15 protein-coding genes are annotated in these 19,397 nt (G+C 69.5%); 8 read left to right on the top strand and 7 right to left on the bottom strand.

Annotated features, from left to right (window positions below; translation table 11 throughout):
* Positions 1–113: 113 nt before the first annotated feature.
* The 6 genes from A9X04_RS18695 to A9X04_RS18670 form a co-directional block, all read right to left on the bottom strand.
* Positions 114–806: a YciI family protein gene (locus A9X04_RS18695; protein WP_067923621.1), complete on the bottom strand. Its 693-nt coding sequence runs from the start codon at positions 804–806 to the stop codon at positions 114–116.
* A gap of 105 nt (positions 807–911) precedes the next feature.
* A complete protein-coding gene (gene mmaA4, locus A9X04_RS18690) occupies positions 912–1,808 on the bottom strand; it encodes a hydroxymycolate synthase MmaA4 (protein ID WP_067923618.1) in 897 nt (298 codons plus the stop codon).
* Between the two features lie 115 nt (positions 1,809–1,923).
* Positions 1,924–2,784 (bottom strand): cyclopropane mycolic acid synthase family methyltransferase, encoded by an 861-nt coding sequence (locus A9X04_RS18685; protein ID WP_067923615.1) that lies wholly within the window; start codon positions 2,782–2,784, stop codon positions 1,924–1,926.
* A gap of 87 nt (positions 2,785–2,871) precedes the next feature.
* Positions 2,872–3,777: an alpha/beta fold hydrolase gene (locus A9X04_RS18680; RefSeq protein WP_067923612.1), complete on the bottom strand. Its 906-nt coding sequence runs from the start codon at positions 3,775–3,777 to the stop codon at positions 2,872–2,874.
* Positions 3,777–5,123: an AarF/ABC1/UbiB kinase family protein gene (locus A9X04_RS18675; RefSeq protein WP_067923610.1), complete on the bottom strand. Its 1,347-nt coding sequence runs from the start codon at positions 5,121–5,123 to the stop codon at positions 3,777–3,779. The genes A9X04_RS18680 and A9X04_RS18675 overlap by 1 nt, the downstream gene beginning before the upstream one ends.
* Before the next feature lie 146 nt (positions 5,124–5,269).
* Positions 5,270–5,851: a DinB family protein gene (locus tag A9X04_RS18670; protein WP_067923607.1), complete on the bottom strand. Its 582-nt coding sequence runs from the start codon at positions 5,849–5,851 to the stop codon at positions 5,270–5,272.
* Between the two features lie 59 nt (positions 5,852–5,910).
* Here A9X04_RS18670 and A9X04_RS18665 point away from each other — a divergent pair, with 59 nt between their 5' ends.
* From A9X04_RS18665 to rplL, 5 genes are all read left to right on the top strand, one after another.
* On the top strand, positions 5,911–10,089 hold the full coding sequence (locus A9X04_RS18665) for an NEW3 domain-containing protein (RefSeq protein ID WP_067923604.1): 4,179 nt from the start codon (positions 5,911–5,913) through the stop codon (positions 10,087–10,089).
* Positions 10,086–10,697 (top strand): malonyl CoA-ACP transacylase, encoded by a 612-nt coding sequence (locus A9X04_RS18660; protein ID WP_067923601.1) that lies wholly within the window; start codon positions 10,086–10,088, stop codon positions 10,695–10,697. Before A9X04_RS18665 ends, A9X04_RS18660 begins: the two co-directional genes overlap by 4 nt.
* The gene (locus tag A9X04_RS18655; protein ID WP_067923598.1) at positions 10,697–11,611 is read left to right on the top strand and encodes an ROK family protein; all 915 of its coding nucleotides are present in this window, start codon (positions 10,697–10,699) and stop codon (positions 11,609–11,611) included. Before A9X04_RS18660 ends, A9X04_RS18655 begins: the two co-directional genes overlap by 1 nt.
* 270 nt (positions 11,612–11,881) lie before the next feature.
* Positions 11,882–12,514, top strand: coding sequence for a 50S ribosomal protein L10 (rplJ, locus tag A9X04_RS18650; RefSeq protein WP_067923595.1), 633 nt, complete (start codon positions 11,882–11,884; stop codon positions 12,512–12,514).
* Between the two features lie 36 nt (positions 12,515–12,550).
* Complete coding sequence (rplL, locus tag A9X04_RS18645) at positions 12,551–12,943, top strand: 50S ribosomal protein L7/L12 (RefSeq protein ID WP_067923592.1); 393 nt, start codon at positions 12,551–12,553, stop codon at positions 12,941–12,943.
* A 58-nt stretch (positions 12,944–13,001) separates the two neighbouring features.
* Here the strand turns inward: rplL and A9X04_RS18640 are convergent, their stop codons facing one another.
* Positions 13,002–13,679, bottom strand: coding sequence for a TetR/AcrR family transcriptional regulator (locus A9X04_RS18640; protein WP_067923589.1), 678 nt, complete (start codon positions 13,677–13,679; stop codon positions 13,002–13,004).
* Positions 13,680–13,750: 71 nt separating this feature from the next.
* Here A9X04_RS18640 and A9X04_RS18635 point away from each other — a divergent pair, with 71 nt between their 5' ends.
* The 3 genes from A9X04_RS18635 to rpoB form a co-directional block, all read left to right on the top strand.
* Positions 13,751–15,277, top strand: coding sequence for a carotenoid oxygenase family protein (locus A9X04_RS18635; RefSeq protein ID WP_067923586.1), 1,527 nt, complete (start codon positions 13,751–13,753; stop codon positions 15,275–15,277).
* Between the two features lie 169 nt (positions 15,278–15,446).
* Positions 15,447–16,457, top strand: a complete 1,011-nt coding sequence (locus A9X04_RS18630) for an ABC transporter ATP-binding protein (protein WP_007167801.1) — start codon at positions 15,447–15,449, stop codon at positions 16,455–16,457.
* Between the two features lie 391 nt (positions 16,458–16,848).
* On the top strand, positions 16,849–19,397 hold a 2,549-nt coding region (gene rpoB, locus A9X04_RS18625; RefSeq protein WP_156764417.1), incomplete at its 3' end, for a DNA-directed RNA polymerase subunit beta.

Below are 19,397 nucleotides of genomic sequence, written 5' to 3'. Positions count from 1 at the left end.
CCTGGACGGCGTTTTCCGGCGGGAATGGGGGCCCGCCGTCGCCGCGCTCGCGCGGTGGTCCGGCGACCTCACCATCGCCGAGGACGCCGTCCAGGTCGGCCATCGCGGGAGCTTTAGAGTCCCGAGACCCCGGCCAGCTGCCGCACCTGCACGGTCGACGCGGGGATCATCGAGGCCAGCTTGACGGCCTCGTCCCGGTCGGTGGCGGCCAGGAAGTAGATCCCGGTGGCGATCTCGGCGCCTTCCGCGTACGGCCCGTCGGTGATGAGGGCCTCACCGTCGCGCACCCGCACGGTCGTGGCGGTGGAGCGGTCGTGCAGAGCGGCCCCGCCGATGATGTGATCGCCCGCGGCCGCGTGCAGATCGGCGTGCTTGGCCGCCACGGCCTCCCACTCGGGGGTGCCCGGGGTGTGCGCCGACGCGGGTGGTTCGAGCAGCAGCGCCAGCCAGTCGTTCCCGGTGAGCTTGCGGGACGGTTCGATCGAGTGCACCACCGGCCACACCTCCACCGCCCCGAACCCCGCGACCGGGATGTCGCGGGCCAGCGCCAGCGCCTCGTCCAGATTCTCCGCTTCGAACACGTAGTAGCCGCAGGCGATCTCGGCCGACTCGGCGAACGGGCCGTCGGTGGTGATCGGCGCGTCGGGGCCGCCGGTGATGACCGTTGCGGCGGGTGTCAGCGCGTCACCGGCCCGGATCGCCGCGCCGGCTTTGGCATGGAAGCTCTCGAACGCGGCCATCGCGGCGGCCGCATCGTCGGGCGTGCGGTCTTGCTCCTTGCTGATCAACAACGCGAAGTACTGCATCTGTCGTCACCTCCGGGTAGCGAGCGAAACCGGCTGTTTCACTCTCTACCTCTTTGACGAACGGCGCGCGAGGGATCCGACAACGCGGACCCGGTCAGGACCGAACTACTTGGCCGCTCCCGGCTTCAGGTAGGTCACCAGGCTGACGTCGAGCATCTCGTCGGTGAAGTAGTGCTCACAGCCGCGCAGATACTTCACGTAGCGGTTGTAGACCTCTTCGGAGGTGACCTCGATGGCCCTGTCTTTGTTGGCCTCCAGGTTGTCGCCCCAGATGTGCAGCGTCTTGATGTAGTGCGGACGTAGCGAAAGGGGTTCGGGCACAACGAAACCCGCCTTCTCGCCGTGGTCGACCATCATCTGGGTGGACGGCAGGCGGCCGCCCGGGAAGATCTCGGTGACGATGAACTTGATGAACCGGGCCGTCTCGAACGTCAGCTTCTTCCCGCGGGCCGCCATCTCCAAGGGGTGGTAGCTCACGCTGCTCTGGACGGTCATCCGGCCGTCGTCGGGCATGATGTCGAACGTCCGCTTGAAGAAGTCGTCGTAGTTCTCGTGCCCGAAGTGCTCGAAGGCCTCGATCGACACGATCCGGTCGACCGGTTCGCTGAAGTCCTCCCAGTTCTGCAGCCGCACCTCACACGAGCGGCTGGTGTCGATCGAGGCCAACACCTGCTCGCAGCGGGCGTGCTGGTTCTTGGACAGCGTCAGGCCGATCACATTGACGTCGAACCGCTCGACTGCGCGCTTCATCGTGGTCCCCCAGCCGCAGCCGATGTCCAGCAGCGTCATGCCGGGCTGGAGGTCCAGTTTGTCGAGGTTCAGGTCGATCTTGGCGTATTGCGCCTCTTCCAGCGTCATATCCTCACGCTCGAAGTAGGCGCAGCTGTAGATCCGGGTGGGGTCCTGGAACAGGGCGAAAAAGTCGTCGGATACGTCGTAGTGCGCCTGGATGTCCTCGGGAGCCGTCCGGATCTTCGTCGGGCTAGCCGCTTGATCAGCCATTTTCGTCCTGTTCTGCTCCGATGGAGTTCGCTGCCGATTACCCACGCACTGCTCGGCGGGTTTGACGTGCAACGATACCCAACTTGTCCAGCCCCACCCCCGTCAGGCGCGGTCGCTATTTGGTGAGGGTGTACTGCGCGACGTTCGAGATGCCCTTGCGGAACAGGTCCGCGCAGCCGGTCAGGTAGCGCATGAAGCGGTCGTACACCTCTTGGGACTGGACGGCGATTGCGCGTTCGCGATTGGCCTCCAGATTGGCCGCCCACGTATCGAGGGTCCGCGCGTAATGCGGCTGCAGATATTGAATCTGCTCGACCGAGAAACCGCTGGCTTGCGCATTGTCGACGATGTCGGGTTCGCCGCACATCTGCCCGCCGGGAAAGATTTCCTTGCCGAGGAAGTGGAAGAAACGCAGGTCCGACATGGTGATCTGAACGCCGCGCTTTTTCCACTCCGACTGCGGATAGGTGAAGATGCTGTGCATCAGCATTCGGCTGTCATCGGGCAGGGTCTTGTAGGCCCAATCCCAGAACGCCGGCCAGCGTTCCTTCTTGAACGCGTCGAAGGCCTCGAAGCTCATGATCCGGTCGACCTGCTCGTCGAACTCCTCCCAGCCCTGCAACCGGGCCTCGACCCGGCGCTTCGTAGGGATCGCGGCCAGCCGCTCCTTGGTGCGCGCGTAGTGGTTGCGGCTGAGCGTGATGCCGATGACGTTCACGTCGTATTGCTCGACCGCCCGGACCACCGCCCCGCCCCAGCCGCAGCCGACGTCCAGCACCGTCATTCCCGGCTCGAGATCGAGCTTGCCCAGCGCCAGATCGAGCTTGGCGAGCTGCGCCTCTTCCAGCGTCATGTCGTCGTTCTTGTAGTAGGCGCAGGTGTAAACCATGTTGGGGTCGAGGAACAGCGCGAAGAAGTCGTCTGAAATGTCGTAGGTTGCCTGCGACTCTTCGTAATACGGCTTCAGCTTGGCCATTGGTGAACCCACCTCCTTTGACAACCGTACAACCCTGCGATCCGGACTGAGACCGCAGGGGAAGCGTTTCTTCCGAGTGTTTTTTGCTCAGTTCGCTTCGGCGAAGTTGCTCGTCAGCACACCGATCACCTGGTCCCACAACTGTTGTGGCAGATCATGTCCCATCCCGTCGAATAAAACCAATCGAGCGCCGTCGATGGCCCGGGCCACCGCGCGGCCGCCGAAGGGCCGCATCAGCTTGTCCGCCCGGCCGTGGATGACCACGGTGGGGGCGGCGGTCCGGCGGTTGTACCGACGCAGGCTGCCGCTGCCCAGCACCGCGCCGAAATGCCTCGCGACGCCCTGCGGGTAGTAGTTGCGGTCGTAGCCCTCCGCGGCCTCGGCGCGGGCCTGCTCTTCGGGCACCCGGTAGCGCGGGCTGCCGATGATGTTGCCGACACGCACCGCGTTGTCGATGATCACCTCGCGCGGCGAACCCGGCGGCGGGCCCTTCAGGAGCGCCAGCAACGCGCGCGGGGCCGGCGGCGGCAGGAAAGCCGAATTGTTGCTGGAGAAGATGACGGCCAGCGTTTTCGTCCGGTGGCGGAACCGTCCGGCGAAGATCTGGGCGATCATGCCGCCCATCGACGCGCCCACGATGTGCGCGTCCGCGATGCCGAGATGATCCAGCACGGCCGCGGCGTCGTCGGCCATGTCCTCGAGCGTGTACGCCGCTGGGCTGGGCAGACCCAGCCAGGAGCGCACCAACCGGGTCACCAGCGGCTGCCCCGAGCTGCGGTGCTGGGTCTTGCTCGACAGGCCGACGTCGCGGTTGTCGTAGCGGATGACGCGCAGCCCATGGCCGACCAACTGTTCGCAGAACGCCGTGCGCCACAGCAGCAGCTGGGCGCCCAGCCCCATGATGAGCAGCACGGGCGGGTGATCGATGTCGCCCATGTCCTCGTAGTAGAGCTTGAGGTCGCCGGATATGGCGTTGCCGGTGCGAACCTGCATCAGACCTCGATGTCGGATTCGTACTCGCGGCTGACCTCGACCATGAAGTTGGCGAAGTAGCCGGTCAGTTGCGGGTCGGACATCATCTGCCATTTGGGGGCGAGCAATTTCATGTACCGCTCGACGTAGAGGAACTGCTTGCCGATCAGCACCAGCTCGCGGGGCAGCTTGACGTCGTAGGCGTCGGCCAGGGCCGACAGCTGCCGCCCGATGTCGGCATAGGACATGTCGCCCAGCGTCTGCATGGTCAGCGGCGTGGCGAAGCGCTCCAGGTCCTTGGCGGCCTGGGCCTCGGGCTTCACGGTGCCCACGGCGCCCATCAGCACCACGATCTTGCCCGCCGCGGCGTGGTCCTTCTTGACCAGCAGCGCGTACACCAGCTCGCGCAGCAGCCAGCGGGTGCGCGGGTCGATGCGGCCCATGATCCCGAAGTCGAAGAACACGATGCGGCCCTGATCGTCGACATAGAGGTTGCCGGCGTGCAGGTCGCCGTGGAAGAGCCCGTGCCGCAGCCCGCCCTCGAACAGCGAGAACAGCAGCGCCTTGACCAGCTCGGTGCCGTCGAAGCCGGCCTTGCGGATGGCGGCGACGTCGTCGATGCGGATGCCGTGCACCCGTTCCATCGTCAGCACCCGGTCGCTGGTGAAGTCCCAGAACACCTGCGGCACCCGGATGTTGCGGCCCAGCGGGGAGGCGTGCAGGTGCGATACCCAGGCCTCCATCGACTGCGCCTCGAGCCGGAAGTTCAGCTCCTCGGCCAGGTTGTCGGAGAAGTCCGCGACCACGTCCTGCGCCGAGAGCCGGCGACCCAGCTTGGCCAGCTCGACGGCCTGGGCGAAGCGCTTGAGGATCTGCAGGTCGGCGGCCACCCGGCGGCGGATGCCCGGGCGCTGAATCTTGACGACCACCTCTTCACCGGTGTGCAGGGTCGCGTAGTGCACCTGGGCGATGGACGCCGACGCGAACGGCTCCTCTTCCCACTTGGCGAACAGCTCGGCCGGGTCGCCGCCGAGCTCCTCGACGAAGAGCTTGTGCACCTCGTCGGTGTCGGCGGGCGGCACCCGGTCGAGCAGGCCGCGGAACTCGCGGGACAGCGATTCGCCGAACGCCCCGGGGCTCGAGGCGATGATCTGCCCGAATTTCACGTACGTCGGGCCGAGGTCGGCGAAGGTCTGCGGGAGCTGCTTGATCACCTTCTGCTGCCACGGGCCCCGGCCCGGCAGCTTGGTGACGACACGAGCGGCGGTGCGGGTGACCTGCCAACCGGTGACGGCCACCCGGGCCGCCTCGACCGGCAGCGGCACCCGGTCCAGTCGGGCCACCTCTCGATGCTTGGCGGAGCTCATCTAAAGCAGTCTGCCAAATCTGGGGTGTCAAGTCCCAACTCGCTGTGGCCGCGGTCACCGGCGACTGAAGACCGCCGAGTGTGCATCCACGGCGAAAAATCGGGCCGGATTTCGCCCTGAATGCACGTTGGGCGACGGTTCGGCGGTCAGGATCTCGCCCCCGGGCTCCAGGGCTGCACCCAGCCCTCGATCGCCCAGCCCTCGAGCCCCGCGATCAGCTCGTACATGGTGGCGCCGTCGATGGTTTCGCGGATGATGTCGGCGTGCCCGGCGTGCCGGGCCAGCTCGTTGATGACGTGCAGGATCACCCAGCGCACCGACCAGGCCTCCTGATCCTTGGGAAACCAGGGGATGTCCTTCGGCACCGGCACCGCGGCGTCGAGGTCCGCGGTCTCGGCCAGCCGCAGCGTCGTCGCGTTCTGTTCGGCGAACGCCCGCAGCAGCCCGTCCAGCGTCTCGTCGGGCCGCATCACGTGCTGGTCCGCGAACTCCTTGGTGATCTGCTCGAACGGCCGGGGGTCCTTCGGCGGGGCGCCCGGCGCGGCCGCGACCCGCGCCATCCAGCTGCGCTGCATGCCGGTGGCGTGCTTGACCAGGCCGCCGATCGACAGGGCGCTGACCGACGGGGCGGACCGCGCCTGTTCGTCGGTGAGGCCGTAGCTGACGGCGAAGTAGGCACTCTGGTGAAACTGCAGGAATTCGCGCAGTGCGCTACGTTCGTCGGCCACGGGCCGGGCAAGAGCGGGCATTCTCGGATATTAGGTCCCCCGCGCCGTAAAGTGCGGGCATGCAGCTGGTTTCGGCGGACTCGACGCAGCTTTTCGTCGGGCCGCCGGACGCGCCGTTGCAGGTCGCCCGCGTCGTCGTCGCCGGAGCATGCGAGCCGACGCCGGTCCGCGTCGAAGGGGACGGTCTGCGCGGGGAGGCGGTCGCCGGGTGCGGCGAGGACGTCGTCGAGGTCCCCGTCCGGGTGGACCACCCGGTCGTCGGGCAGCGGCGCGCGGCGCGGGTGCTGGCCGCCGGCGCCGCCGAGCCGTTCGAGTTCGTCGTGGCCGAGCCCGGCTGGACCATGTTCATGGTCAGCCACTTCCACTACGACCCGGTCTGGTGGAACACCCAGGGCGCCTACACCAGCGAATGGACCGAGGACCCGCCGGGCCGCGCCCGGCAGACCAACGGGTTCGAGCTGGTGCACGCGCACCTGGAAATGGCCCGTCGCGAACCCGAGTACAAGTTCGTGCTGGCCGAGGTCGACTACCTCAAGCCCTACTGGGACACCCGCCCGGAGGACCGCGCCGACCTGCGCCGCTTCATCGCGCAGGGCCGCGTCGAGGTGATGGGCGGCACCTACAACGAACCCAACACCAACCTGACCAGCCCGGAAACGACGATTCGAAACCTGGTGCACGGCATGGGTTTCCAGCGTGACGTGCTGGGCGCCGACCCGGCCACCGCCTGGCAGCTGGACGTGTTCGGCCACGACCCGCAGTTCCCCGGGCTGGCCGCCGACGCCGGGCTGACGTCGAGCTCGTGGGCCCGCGGCCCGCACCACCAGTGGGGCCCGGCCCTGAGCGGGGACGTCGAGCGGATGCAGTTCAGCAGCGAGTTCGAGTGGATCTCGCCGTCGGGCCGCGGCCTGCTCACCCACTACATGCCCGCGCACTACTCGGCGGGCTGGTGGATGGACTCGTCCACCTCGCTGGCGGAGGCCGAGGACGCCACCCTCGCGCTGTTCGATCAGCTCAAGAAGGTCGCGCTGACGCGCAACGTGCTGCTGCCCGTCGGCACCGACTACACGCCGCCGAACAAGTGGGTCACCGCCATCCACCGCGACTGGGCCTCGCGCTACACCTGGCCGCGCTTCGTGTGCGCGCTGCCACGGGAGTTCTTCGCGGCCGTGCGCGCCGAACTGGCCGAGGGCGGCCGGACGCCGTCGCCGCAGACCCGCGACATGAACCCGATCTACACCGGCAAGGACGTGTCCTACATCGACACCAAACAGGCCAACCGGGCCGCGGAGAACGCGGTGCTTCAGGCCGAGCGGTTCGCCGTGTTCGCCGGGCTGCTGGCCGGCGCCGAGTACCCGCAGGCGGCGCTGGCCAAGGCGTGGGTGCAACTGGCCTACGGCGCGCACCACGACGGGATCACCGGCTCGGAGTCCGACCAGGTCTACCTAGACCTGCTGACCGGCTGGCGCGACGCGTGGGAGCTGGGCCGCGCGACCCGCGACGCCGCACTGGCGCTGCTGTCCGGCGCGGTCGGCGGCGACGTCGTCGTGTGGAACCCGCTTGCGCAGCGGCGCACCGACATCGTCACCGCCCGGCTCGACCCGCCGCTGAGCGCGGGCGTCCGGGTGCTGGACGCGGACGGGACCCAGCTGCCCGCACACGTCGAGCACGGCGGCCGGTCGGTGACCTGGTTGGCGCGCGAGGTGCCGTCGTTGGGCTGGCGGGCCTACCGCCTGGTGCCCGGCGCCGAATCGGCCGGCTGGGAACCGCTGCCCGGCTCGGCGATCGCCAACGAGCATCACCGCGTCGAGGTCGACCCCCAGCGTGGCGGGGGAGTCGCGTCCCTGCTGCAGGACGGCCGCGAGCTGATCGCCGACGGCCGGGTGGGCAACGAGCTGGCCGTCTACGAGGAATACGCGGCGCACCCGACGCAGGCCGAGGGCCCGTGGCACCTGCTGCCCAAGGGGCCGGTGGTGTGCTCGTCGGCCTTCCCGGCCCGGGCGCGGGCCTACCACGGCCCGCTCGGGCAGCGGCTGGTCGTCACCGGGCGGATCGGCGCGCTGCTGCGCTACACCCAAACCCTGACCCTGTGGCGCGGCGTCCCACGGGTGGACTGCCGCACCACCATCGACGAATTCACCGGGGCTGACCGCCTCGTGCGGCTGCGGTGGCCGTGCCCGGTGCCGGGCGCCATGCCGGTCAGCGAGGTCGGCGACGCCGTCATCGGGCGGGGTTTCGCGCTGCTGCACCCGCCCGGCGGGGGGCCCGAGTCGGTGGACACCGCCCAGGATCCGTGGACGCTGGACAACCCGGCCTACGGCTGGTTCGGCCTCTCGTCGGCGGCGCGTGTCCGGGTGGGTTCGCCCGACGGCCAAGCCGTGCGGGCGGTCTCGGTGGCCGAGGTGGTGGCGCCGGACGAGGCGGTGTCGGCGCCGCTGGCCCGAGGGCTGATGGTCGCGCTGGTCCGGGCCGGGGTGACGGCGACATGCAGCGGCGCGGACAAGCCGCGCTACGGCCACCTCGAGGTCGATTCGAACCTGCCTGACGTGCGCATCGCGCTGGGCGGGCCCGCCCGAAACGCCTTCACCCGGGCCGTGCTGGCAGCCGCCGACGCGGCGTACGGCGAGGAACTCGACCGCCAATTGGCGGCGACCGGCCGGGCCAGGGTTTGGGTGCTGGCCGCGACCCCGTTGGCCGCGGTGTGGGTGCCCGGCGCGGACCTGCGCGCGGTGCGGGCCCTGCCGGTGCTGGTGATCGCCGGCCGCGACGACGAAAGCCTGGCCGCCGCGATCGCGTCGGTGGCCGAGGACCTGGGTGACGCGGAGGTGGTCGTGACCCAGCGGCCGCCGGCGGGCGGCGGCGAACACGAGGACCGCACCGTCGCGCTCCTCAACCGCGGGGTGCCCAGCTTCGCCGTCGACACCGAGGGCACCCTGCACACCGCGTTGCTGCGGTCCTGCACCGGTTGGCCGTCGGGCATCTGGATCGACGAACCGCGCCGCACGGCCCCGGACGGCTCGAACTTCCAGCTCCAGCACTGGACCCACGTTTTCGACTACGCGCTGATCGCGGGCGCGGGCGACTGGCGGCGCGCCGACGTCCCCGCCCGCAGCGCGCAGTTCTCCCACCCGCTGCTCGCGTGTGTGTGCGGGCGTGCGGCGGGCGCGTTGCCCCCGTCCGGGTCGCTGTTGCGCGTCGAGCCCGAAGGTGGTGTGCAGCTGGCGGCCCTCAAGGCGGCCGGCAACCCGCTCGCGGCGGGCAGCGCCCGTCCGGTCGACCCGCGCGCGGTGGCGCTGCGCCTGGTGGAAACGACGGGGGCGGGGGCCGGCGTGGTGATCGGCTCCGACGTCGCCGAGGTCAGCGGATTCCGCGACGCCGATCTCCTCGAAACCCCGCGCGACGGCCACCGCCCGCTCGACCTGCACGGCTATCGGGTGGCCACGGTGCTGGCGCGGTTCGAGGCGCCCCGGGCGGTGACGGCGGCCGGCGCGCCGGCCACGCACGCCGAAGCCGCCCAGCCGCTCTACGCGCGCTACTGGCTGCACAACCGGGGACCCGCGCCGCTCGGCGGGCTGCCGGCCGTCGCCCATCTGCACCCCGCGCGGGCCGCCGCCGAACCGGGCGAGGAGGTCGCCCTGCGGCTCACCGCGGCCAGCGACTGCAGCGATGCCGCCCTGACCGCAACGGTGACGCTGGTGTGCCCGGACGGCTGGTCGGCGAAGCCCGACGAGCTGCCCCTCACGCTGCGCGGCGGCGACTACCGCGAGGCCGACGTGGCGGTGTCGGTGCCCGCCACCGCCGGGCCCGGCCTGTACCCGGTCCGCGCCCAGCTTCGCCTCGCCGGGGCGGAGGTCCCGGCCGCGTGGCGGCAGGTGGTCGAGGACGTGTGCGTCATCGAGGTCGGCGCGCCCGCCGGCGCGGAGCCGCTCTATCTCCTCGAAGGCCCGGGCGACGTCGAGGTGACCGCCGGCGATACGGCGGCGCTGACCCTCCGGGTCGCCAGCCACGCCGGGGCGGACCTGGCGCTGGAAGCGCACCTGATCAGTCCGTGGGGGACGTGGGAATGGCTGGGTCCCGCCGCGGTGGGCGCGGTGCTGCCCGCCCACGGCGCCGCGGACCTCGGCTTCGACGTGCGCCCTCCGGCCTGGCTGGAGCCCGGCCAGTGGTGGGCGCTGATCCGGGTCGGCTGCGCCGGCCGGCTGCTCTACTCCCCGGCCGTGCGGGTGACCGTGACATGAGCGTGGTCGCGACGGTTGCCGGGGTCCCGGTCGGTGTCGACGAGGTCGACGCCGCCGAGGCGCGGCTGCGCGGCGGGCCCGGCGCGACCGCGTTGCCGCCCGGCGGCACCGGGGAGGGGCGTCAACTCCGGCGCTGGCTGACCCAACTGATCGTCACCGAGCGGGTGGTCGCCGCCGAGGCCGACGCGCGCGGCCTGACGGGGCGGGGCGCGCCCGGCGAGGCCGAACTGCTGCCCGACGCGACGGCCCGCCTGGAGCTGGGCAGCGTCGCCGCGGCGGTGCTGGCCGATCCCCGCGCGCGGGCGCTGTTTGCCGACGTGACCGCCGCGGTGTGCGTCACCGACGAGGAGGTGGCCGCCTATCACGCCCGCAACCCGCTGCGATTCGCCGAGCCGCGCCGCGACCGGCACGGCTGGCGCGCCCCGGCGCCGGTCGGGCCGCCGCTGGACGACGTGCGGCCGGCGATCGCCGACCATCTGCGGGGCGCCGCGCGCCGACGCGCCTTCCGCGTCTGGCTGGACGCGCGGCGGGCCGAACTGGTGTGCCTCGCCCCGGGCTACGAGCATCCCGGCGACCCCCGCCAACCCGACAACGTCCACCGCCACTGATGACCGCGCTCACCCTCTGCCTGGACATCGGCGGCACCAAGATCGCCGCCGGCCTCGCCGACCCCGACGGCGTGCTGGTGCACACCGTTGTCCGGCCCACGCCGAGCAGTGGTGCGGCCGAGCAGGTCTGGGCGGCGGTCGACGCGACGATCGCCGACGCGCTGCGGGCGGCCGACGGCGCGGTCGGCGCCGTCGGCATCGGCTCGGCCGGCCCCATCGACCTGCACGGCGGGACCGTCAGCCCCATCAACATCGGCCGCTGGCAGGGCTTCCCGCTGCGCGACCGGGTGGCGGCCGCGGTGCCGGGCGTGCCCGTGCGGCTGGCCGGCGACGGCCTGTGCATGGCGCTGGGGGAGCACTGGCGCGGCGCGGGTCGCGGCGCGGCCTTCCTGCTGGGCATGGTGGTGTCCACCGGGGTGGGCGGCGGGCTGGTGCTCGGCGGCGTCCCCTACACCGGCCGCACCGGCAACGCCGGTCACGTCGGGCACGTGGTGGTGGAGGACGGTGGTCCGCCCTGCGTGTGCGGCGGCCGCGGCTGCGTCGAGGCCATCGCGTCGGGACCGTCGATGGTGCGCTGGGCGCGGGCCAACGGTTGGGCCGCGCCGCCGCCCGGCGGCGCCCGTGACCTGGCCGCCGCCGCGGCAGGCGGGGAGCCGGTGGCGCAACGGGCGTTTCGCCGGGGGGCCACCGCGTTGGCGGCGATGATCGCCTCGGTCGGCGCCGTCTGCGACATCGACGTGGTCGTCATCGGGGGAGGCGTGGCCAACTCCGGGCGCCTGCTCTTCGACCCGTTGCGGGAGAAACTGGCCGAGTACGCCAGGCTGGACTTTCTGGCCGGTCTGCGGGTGTTGCCCGCCGAACTGGGCGGCGACGCGGGGCTGGTCGGCGCCGCCCGGCTGGCGAGCCTCGGCTGACCACCCCGACGCCCGCCGTTTTGGTCGAAGGGGTCTAGCCGGGCTATCCTGGTGGCCGATCCACCGAAGACCGTCGGTCACCGAGAAATCGGTTGAAGGTCCGGGAGCATCCCGGCGGCCCACGCAGGAGGACGAGGCAGCAGCGCCGGCACGCGCCGGCGTCTTCTTCACGCCCCGGCCGCATCCTGCGCCGGGGCGTACTTCGTTTCCAGCCGTTCCTTCGGTGATCGCAGACGACACGTCGTATGGCTTTCACTTCAGGAGGTACGCATGGCCAGGGCTGACAAAGCCACCGCCGTTGCAGACATCGCCGAGCAGTTCAGGGAGGCGACCGCGACCCTGATCACCGAGTATCGCGGTCTGACCGTGGCCAACCTGGCCGAGCTGCGCCGGTCGCTCAGCGGGTCGGCCACCTACTCGGTGGCCAAGAACACGCTGATCAAGCGGGCGGCGTCCGAGGCGGGCGTGGAAGGCCTCGACGAGCTGTTCGCCGGGCCCACCGCCATCGCGTTCGTCACCGGGGAGCCGGTCGACGCCGCCAAGGCCATCAAGACCTTCGCCAAGGACAACAAGGCGCTGGTCATCAAGGGCGGCTACATGGACGGCCGCGCGCTGACGGTCGCCGAGGTCGAGCGCATCGCCGACCTGGAGTCGCGCGAGGTGCTGCTGGCCAAGCTGGCCGGCGCGATGAAGGGCAACCTCGCCAAGGCGGCCGGCCTGTTCAACGCCCCCGCCTCGCAGATCGCCCGCCTCGCCGCGGCCCTGCAGGAAAAGAAGGCCGCAGAAGGCCCCGCGGCCGCCGCGGAACCGGCAGCCGCGGCGGAGCCCGCCGCGGAAGCCGCCCCAGAACCAGCTTCGGAAACACCCACCGAGGCCCCGGAAACCCCGGCCGAAGCCGAATAACCCCCAACCGCCGAAATTAGGAAGGACCCACACACCATGGCGAAAATGTCCACCGACGACCTGCTCGACGCCTTCAAGGAAATGACCCTCTTGGAGCTCTCCGACTTCGTCAAGAAGTTCGAGGAGACCTTCGAGGTCACCGCGGCCGCGCCGGTCGCCGTCGCCGCGGCCGGCCCGGCCGCCGGTGGCGCGCCCGCAGAGGCCGCCGAGGAGCAGTCCGAGTTCGACGTCATCCTCGAGGCCGCCGGCGAAAAGAAGATCGGCGTCATCAAGGTCGTCCGGGAGATCGTGTCCGGCCTGGGCCTCAAGGAGGCCAAGGACCTGGTCGACGGCGCGCCCAAGCCGCTGCTGGAGAAGGTCGCCAAGGAGGCCGCCGAGGAGGCCAAGGCCAAGCTGGAGGCCGCCGGCGCCACCGTCACCGTCAAGTAGTTCATTTCGCGAAGACCCCCGGAACCGCCCAGGGCAGGTTCCGGGGGTCTTCGTGTGCTCAGCCCGCGCGCGCCGCCGAGCGCTGCGACTGGGCAACCCGCTCGGGTGAATCCCCCAAAGCAACAAGAAATTTCGATTCCATCGAGCCGAGCACCTGTGCGACGGCAGCGCCGTCGTCGCCGTAGTGCCCGGCCAGTTCCAGCATCACGAACCCGTGCACCAGCGCCCAGAACTGGGCGGCCGTGGCCACCAGGGTCCTGTCGTCTGCGCCCGAGCACACGGTGATTCGTCCCGCCTGTACGGACCGCTGCACCGCGCGTACCACGTGCGCGAAGCTGGGGATGTGCTGCTCGATCTCGGCGACCGTCAGGGTCAAGATGTTGCCCGCGGGTGCGTTGATGCCGTGCGCGCTGGTGCTGCCGAACATCAGTCGGTACATGTGGGGGCGCTCGATGGCGTATCGCCGATAGGCCGCGGCGGTGGCGAACAGATCGGCCACCGGGTCGTCGGTCCGGGGTACCGACAGCGCGGCGTCGAACTGCCGCAGGCCCTCCTGGGCGACCTCGGCGATCAGGCCCCGCATCCCGCCGAAGTGGGTGTACACCGCCATCGTCGAGGTCCCGGCCGCGCCGGCCACCCTTCGGGTCTGCAGCGCGTCGGGCCCCTGCTCGTCGAGCAGGCCGACGGCGGCGTGCACCATCTCGTCACGAACGCTGCGCTGAGTCTGCGAAGTCATCCTTGTCATCTTCTCATCGGGGGCGTAGGTTGCCAATAACAGCGAAATAACAATGTTATAGGAGCTCAGCGATGACCTCTGCGCAGACCACCCGGTCCCGGAATCCGTATCTCGAGGGTTTCCTGGCGCCGGTGGGCGCCGAGGTGACCGCGACCGATCTGGAGGTCACCGGCCACATCCCGAAGCACCTCGACGGGCGCTATCTGCGCAACGGCCCCAACCCCGTCGCGGAGGTCGATCCCGCCACCTATCACTGGTTCTCCGGCGACGGAATGGTGCACGGGGTGGCGCTGCGCGACGGGAAGGCCTGCTGGTACCGCAACCGCTGGGTGCGCACCGCGCGGGTATGCGATGTGCTGGGGGAGCCGGCACCCACCGGACTGGACCCGCGGGCCGGAATGCTGTCGGTTGGCCCCAACACCAATGTGCTGATGCACGCCGGACAAACGCTGGCACTGGTCGAGGGGGGCGGCGCGAACTACCGGCTTACCGACGAGCTGGACACCCTCGGGACATGCGACTTCGACGGCACTCTGTTCGGTGGCTACACTGCCCATCCGCACGCCGATCCCCGCACCGGTGAATTGCACGCGGTGTCTTATGCGTTCACCCGCGGGCGGACGGTGCAGTACTCCGTGATCGACACCCACGGACGAGCGCGGCGAACCGTCGACATCGAGGTGAGCGGGTCGCCGATGATGCACGACTTCTCCCTGACCGACAAATACGTGGTGATCTACGACCTGCCGGTGACGTTTGACCCGATCCAGATCGCTCCGGTTAAGGTGCCCCGCCCGCTCAGTGCGCCGGCGCGGCTGGTGGCGCAATCGGTGCTTGGCCGCGTCCGGATCCCCAGCCCGCTCGCAACGATGATGAACCGCAATCGGCAGCCGATCAACCGGATGCCCTACCGCTGGGATGCGAACTACCCGGCGCGCATCGGGGTCATGCCGCGCGAGGGCCGCGGGAGCAACGCGGGCAAAGATGCCATCCGCTGGTTCGATATCGAACCCTGTTACGTCTACCACCCGCTCAACGCCTATTCCGAGATGCGTGGCGGGACCGAGGTTTTGGTGCTCGACGTGGTGCGCTATTCGCGGATGTTCGATCGGGACCTGCGCGGTCCCGGCGACAGCCGGCCAACGCTGGACCGCTGGACCGTCAACCTGGCGACCGGTGCGGTGAGCAGCGAGCGCCGCGACGATCGGCCGCAGGAGTTTCCCCGCATCAACGAGGCCCTGCTGGGTGGGCGGCACCGGTTCGGCTACGCCGTCGGCGTGGACGGTGGGTATCTCTCCGGCGGGGCATCCGAGATGTCGACCGCGCTGTACAAGCACGACTACGCGACCGGATCCAGCGCGGTCGCGCCGCTGGACCCCGACCTTTTGCTCGGCGAGATGTCTTTCGTGCCCAACCCCGGCTCCCAGAAAGGACGCGCCGAGGACGACGGCATCCTGATGGGCTACGGCTATCACCGCGGCCGCGACGAAGGCCAGCTGGTGTTGCTGGACGCCGCGACGCTCGAGTCGGTGGCTACCGTGCACCTGCCGCAGCGGGTGCCGATGGGCTTCCATGGGAACTGGGCGCCCGCTGGCTAACGCGCGTTGAATAGGACACCCGCCGCCGGCGGCGGCGGGATCTCAGGTCAGCCAATTTTTGCCGGCTGTGCCGCGCAACCCTGATGCCGCGTAGCAAGCGTGCGCTACAGTGACTCATGCCACATAAAAGGGCAGGTGGCGGGCTTGAGCGTCGACGGAAGGATCTCCCATGGGTGTCGCTATTGAGGTGAACGGCCTCACGAAGTCCTTCGGATCCTCCAGGATTTGGGAAGACGTGACGCTGGAGATCCCCGCCGGGGAGGTCAGCGTCCTGCTGGGGCCCTCGGGTACCGGCAAATCGGTGTTCCTGAAGTCCCTGATCGGCCTGCTGCGGCCGGAGCGCGGCTCGGTCGTCATCGACGGCACCGACATCCTGCAGTGCTCGGCCAAGGAGCTCTACGAGATCCGCACGCTGTTCGGCGTGATGTTCCAGGACGGCGCGCTGTTCGGTTCGATGAACCTGTTCGACAACGCCGCCTTCCCCCTGCGCGAGCACACCAAGAAGAAGGAAGGCGAGATCCGTGACATCGTCATGGAGAAGCTGACGATGGTCGGCCTGGGGGGCGACGAGAAGAAGTTCCCCGGCGAGATCTCCGGCGGCATGCGCAAGCGCGCCAGCCTGGCCCGCGCCCTGGTGATGGACCCGCAGATCATCCTCTGCGACGAGCCCGACTCGGGTCTGGACCCGGTTCGTACCGCCTACCTGAGCCAGCTCATCCTCGACATCAACGCCCAAATCGACGCCACCGTCCTGATCGTCACGCACAACATCAACATCGCCCGCACCGTGCCGGACAACATGGGCATGCTCTTCCGGCGCAAGCTGGTCATGTTCGGCCCGCGCGAGGTGCTGCTGACCAGTGACGAGCCGGTTGTGCGGCAGTTCCTCAACGGCCGCCGCATCGGGCCGATCGGCATGTCCGAGGAAAAGGACGAGTCGACCATGGCCGAAGAGCAGGCCGCCCTCGAAGCCGGCCAGCACGCCGGCGGTGTCGAGGAGATCGAAGGGGTGCCGCCGCAGATCGTCGCGTCGCCGGGAATGCCGGAACGCAAGGCCGTCGCCCGGCGCCAGGCGCGGGTGCGCGAGATTCTGCACACCCTGCCGCAGAAGGCACAGGCCGCGATCATCGACGACATGGAGGGTACCCACAAGTACCGGGCGCACGAGGTCGGCGACTAGACGACCGGCCCGAGGTTTCGCGATAACTTCGCGTAACTCGGCGGCCCGCCCTCTTGACGACGGGCCGTAAACGGGCCAGTCTGTTGGGCAGCATGTATCCAGTGGAAAGTCGAGATGCCAGCCAGCGCCGATGTCCCTGGATTGCCTGTGCTGGGCAGTTGAGGAATGCGCCGTCCTACGCTATTGTTGGACGTTGCGCTGGCTACCTCCTGCCCACCTCACCCGCCACTTGACACTGTGGTCTAAGCCTGAGCCCCCTCTAGCGGCTTAGTTCTTTAGTTGTGCGCGTGAGAATCGGACAGATCGTTCGCCGGCCTAACCGACACAATTCGCGGCGAACAGACCGGGTCCCGGTTTTCGTGAGTCGCACGAGGTGCTGGAAGGATGCATCTTGGCTGATTCTCGCCAGAGCAAAACGGATCGCCCACAAAGTTCCTCTAATGGAAGTTCCTTAAACGGCTCCGTGCCCGGAGCGCCCAACCGAGTGTCGTTCGCCAAGCTCCGCGAACCGCTCGAGGTTCCCGGCCTGCTCGATGTGCAGATCGATTCGTTCGAGTGGTTGATCGGCTCGCCGCGTTGGCGTGCGGCCGCCGCCGAGCGCGGCGAGCCCACCCCGGTCGGCGGCCTCGAAGAGGTGCTGTACGAGCTCTCGCCGATCGAGGACTTCTCGGGCTCGATGTCGCTGTCGTTCTCCGACCCCCGCTTCGACGAGGTCAAGGCGCCGGTCGAGGAGTGCAAAGACAAGGACATGACGTACGCGGCCCCGTTGTTCGTCACGGCCGAGTTCATCAACAACAACACCGGCGAGATCAAGAGCCAGACGGTGTTCATGGGTGACTTCCCGATGATGACGGAGAAGGGCACCTTCATCATCAACGGCACCGAGCGTGTGGTCGTCAGCCAGCTGGTGCGCTCGCCCGGCGTGTACTTCGACGAGAGCATCGACAAGTCGACCGAGAAGCTGCTGCACAGCGTCAAGGTGATCCCCAGCCGCGGCGCGTGGCTGGAGTTCGACGTCGACAAGCGCGACACCGTCGGCGTGCGCATCGACCGCAAGCGCCGCCAGCCGGTCACCGTCCTGCTCAAGGCGCTCGGCTGGACCAACGAGCAGATCCACGAGCGGTTCGGCTTCTCCGAGATCATGATGGGGACGCTGGAGAAGGACAACACGGCCGGCACCGACGAGGCCCTGCTGGACATCTACCGCAAGCTGCGCCCGGGCGAACCGCCGACCAAGGAGTCCGCGCAGACGCTGCTGGAGAACCTGTTCTTCAAGGAGAAGCGCTACGACCTGGCCCGCGTGGGCCGGTACAAGGTCAACAAGAAGCTGGGCCTCAACGCAGGCGAGCCGATCACGTCGTCGACCCTGACCGAGGAAGACGTCGTCGCCACCATCGAGTACCTGGTGCGCCTGCACCACGCCCGTACGGATGGCCAGCCCGCTGTCATGACCGTCCCCGGCGGCGTCGAGGTGCCGGTGGAGACCGACGACATCGACCACTTCGGCAATCGCCGCCTGCGCACCGTCGGCGAGTTGATCCAGAACCAGATCCGGGTCGGCATGTCCCGGATGGAGCGGGTGGTCCGCGAGCGGATGACCACCCAGGACGTCGAGGCCATCACGCCGCAGACGCTGATCAACATCCGCCCGGTGGTCGCCGCGATCAAGGAGTTCTTCGGCACCAGCCAGCTCTCGCAGTTCATGGACCAGAACAACCCGCTGTCGGGTCTGACCCACAAGCGCCGCCTGTCGGCGCTGGGTCCCGGCGGTCTGTCCCGTGAGCGCGCGGGCCTGGAGGTCCGCGACGTGCACCCGTCGCACTACGGCCGGATGTGCCCGATCGAGACCCCCGAGGGTCCCAACATCGGTCTGATCGGCTCGCTGTCGGTGTACGCGCGGGTCAACCCGTTCGGGTTCATCGAGACGCCCTACCGCAAGGTGGTCGACGGTGTGGTCACCGACGAGATCCACTACCTGACCGCCGACGAGGAGGACCGCCACGTCGTGGCGCAGGCCAACTCGCCGATCGACGGGAACGGCCGGTTCGTCGAGCCGCGCGTCCTGGTCCGCCGCAAGGCGGGCGAGGTCGAGTACGTGCCGTCGTCGGAGGTGGACTACATGGACGTCTCGCCGCGCCAGATGGTGTCGGTGGCGACCGCGATGATCCCGTTCCTCGAGCACGACGACGCCAACCGTGCCCTGATGGGCGCCAACATGCAGCGTCAGGCGGTTCCGCTGGTGCGCAGCGAGGCGCCGCTGGTGGGCACCGGGATGGAGCTCCGCGCGGCGATCGACGCCGGCGACGTGGTGGTCGCCGACAAGGCCGGGGTGATCGAGGAGGTGTCCGCCGACTACATCACCGTGATGGCCGACGACGGCACCCGGCACACCTACCGGATGCGCAAGTTCGAGCGCTCCAACCACGGCACCTGCGCGAACCAGTCGCCGATCGTGGACGCCGGTGACCGGGTCGAGGCCGGCCAGGTGATCGCCGACGGTCCGTGCACCGAAAACGGTGAGATGGCCCTGGGCAAGAACCTGCTCGTGGCGATCATGCCGTGGGAGGGCCACAACTACGAGGACGCGATCATCCTCTCCAACCGCCTGGTTGAGGAGGACGTGCTCACCTCGATCCACATCGAGGAGCACGAGATCGACGCCCGCGACACCAAGCTGGGCGCCGAGGAGATCACGCGGGACATCCCGAACGTCTCCGACGAGGTGCTCGCCGACCTCGACGAGCGCGGCATCGTCCGCATCGGCGCCGAGGTCCGCGACGGCGACATCCTGGTCGGCAAGGTCACCCCGAAGGGTGAGACCGAGCTGACCCCGGAGGAGCGGCTGCTGCGGGCGATCTTCGGTGAGAAGGCCCGCGAGGTCCGCGACACCTCACTGAAGGTGCCGCACGGCGAGTCCGGCAAGGTCATCGGCATCCGGGT

It is taken from the genome of Mycobacterium sp. E3247, assembly GCF_001667785.1.
In the GTDB taxonomy this organism is placed as follows: domain Bacteria; phylum Actinomycetota; class Actinomycetes; order Mycobacteriales; family Mycobacteriaceae; genus Mycobacterium.
Note: the sequence above shows the minus strand (reverse complement) of the source record. Positions and strands in the feature narration are given on the sequence as shown.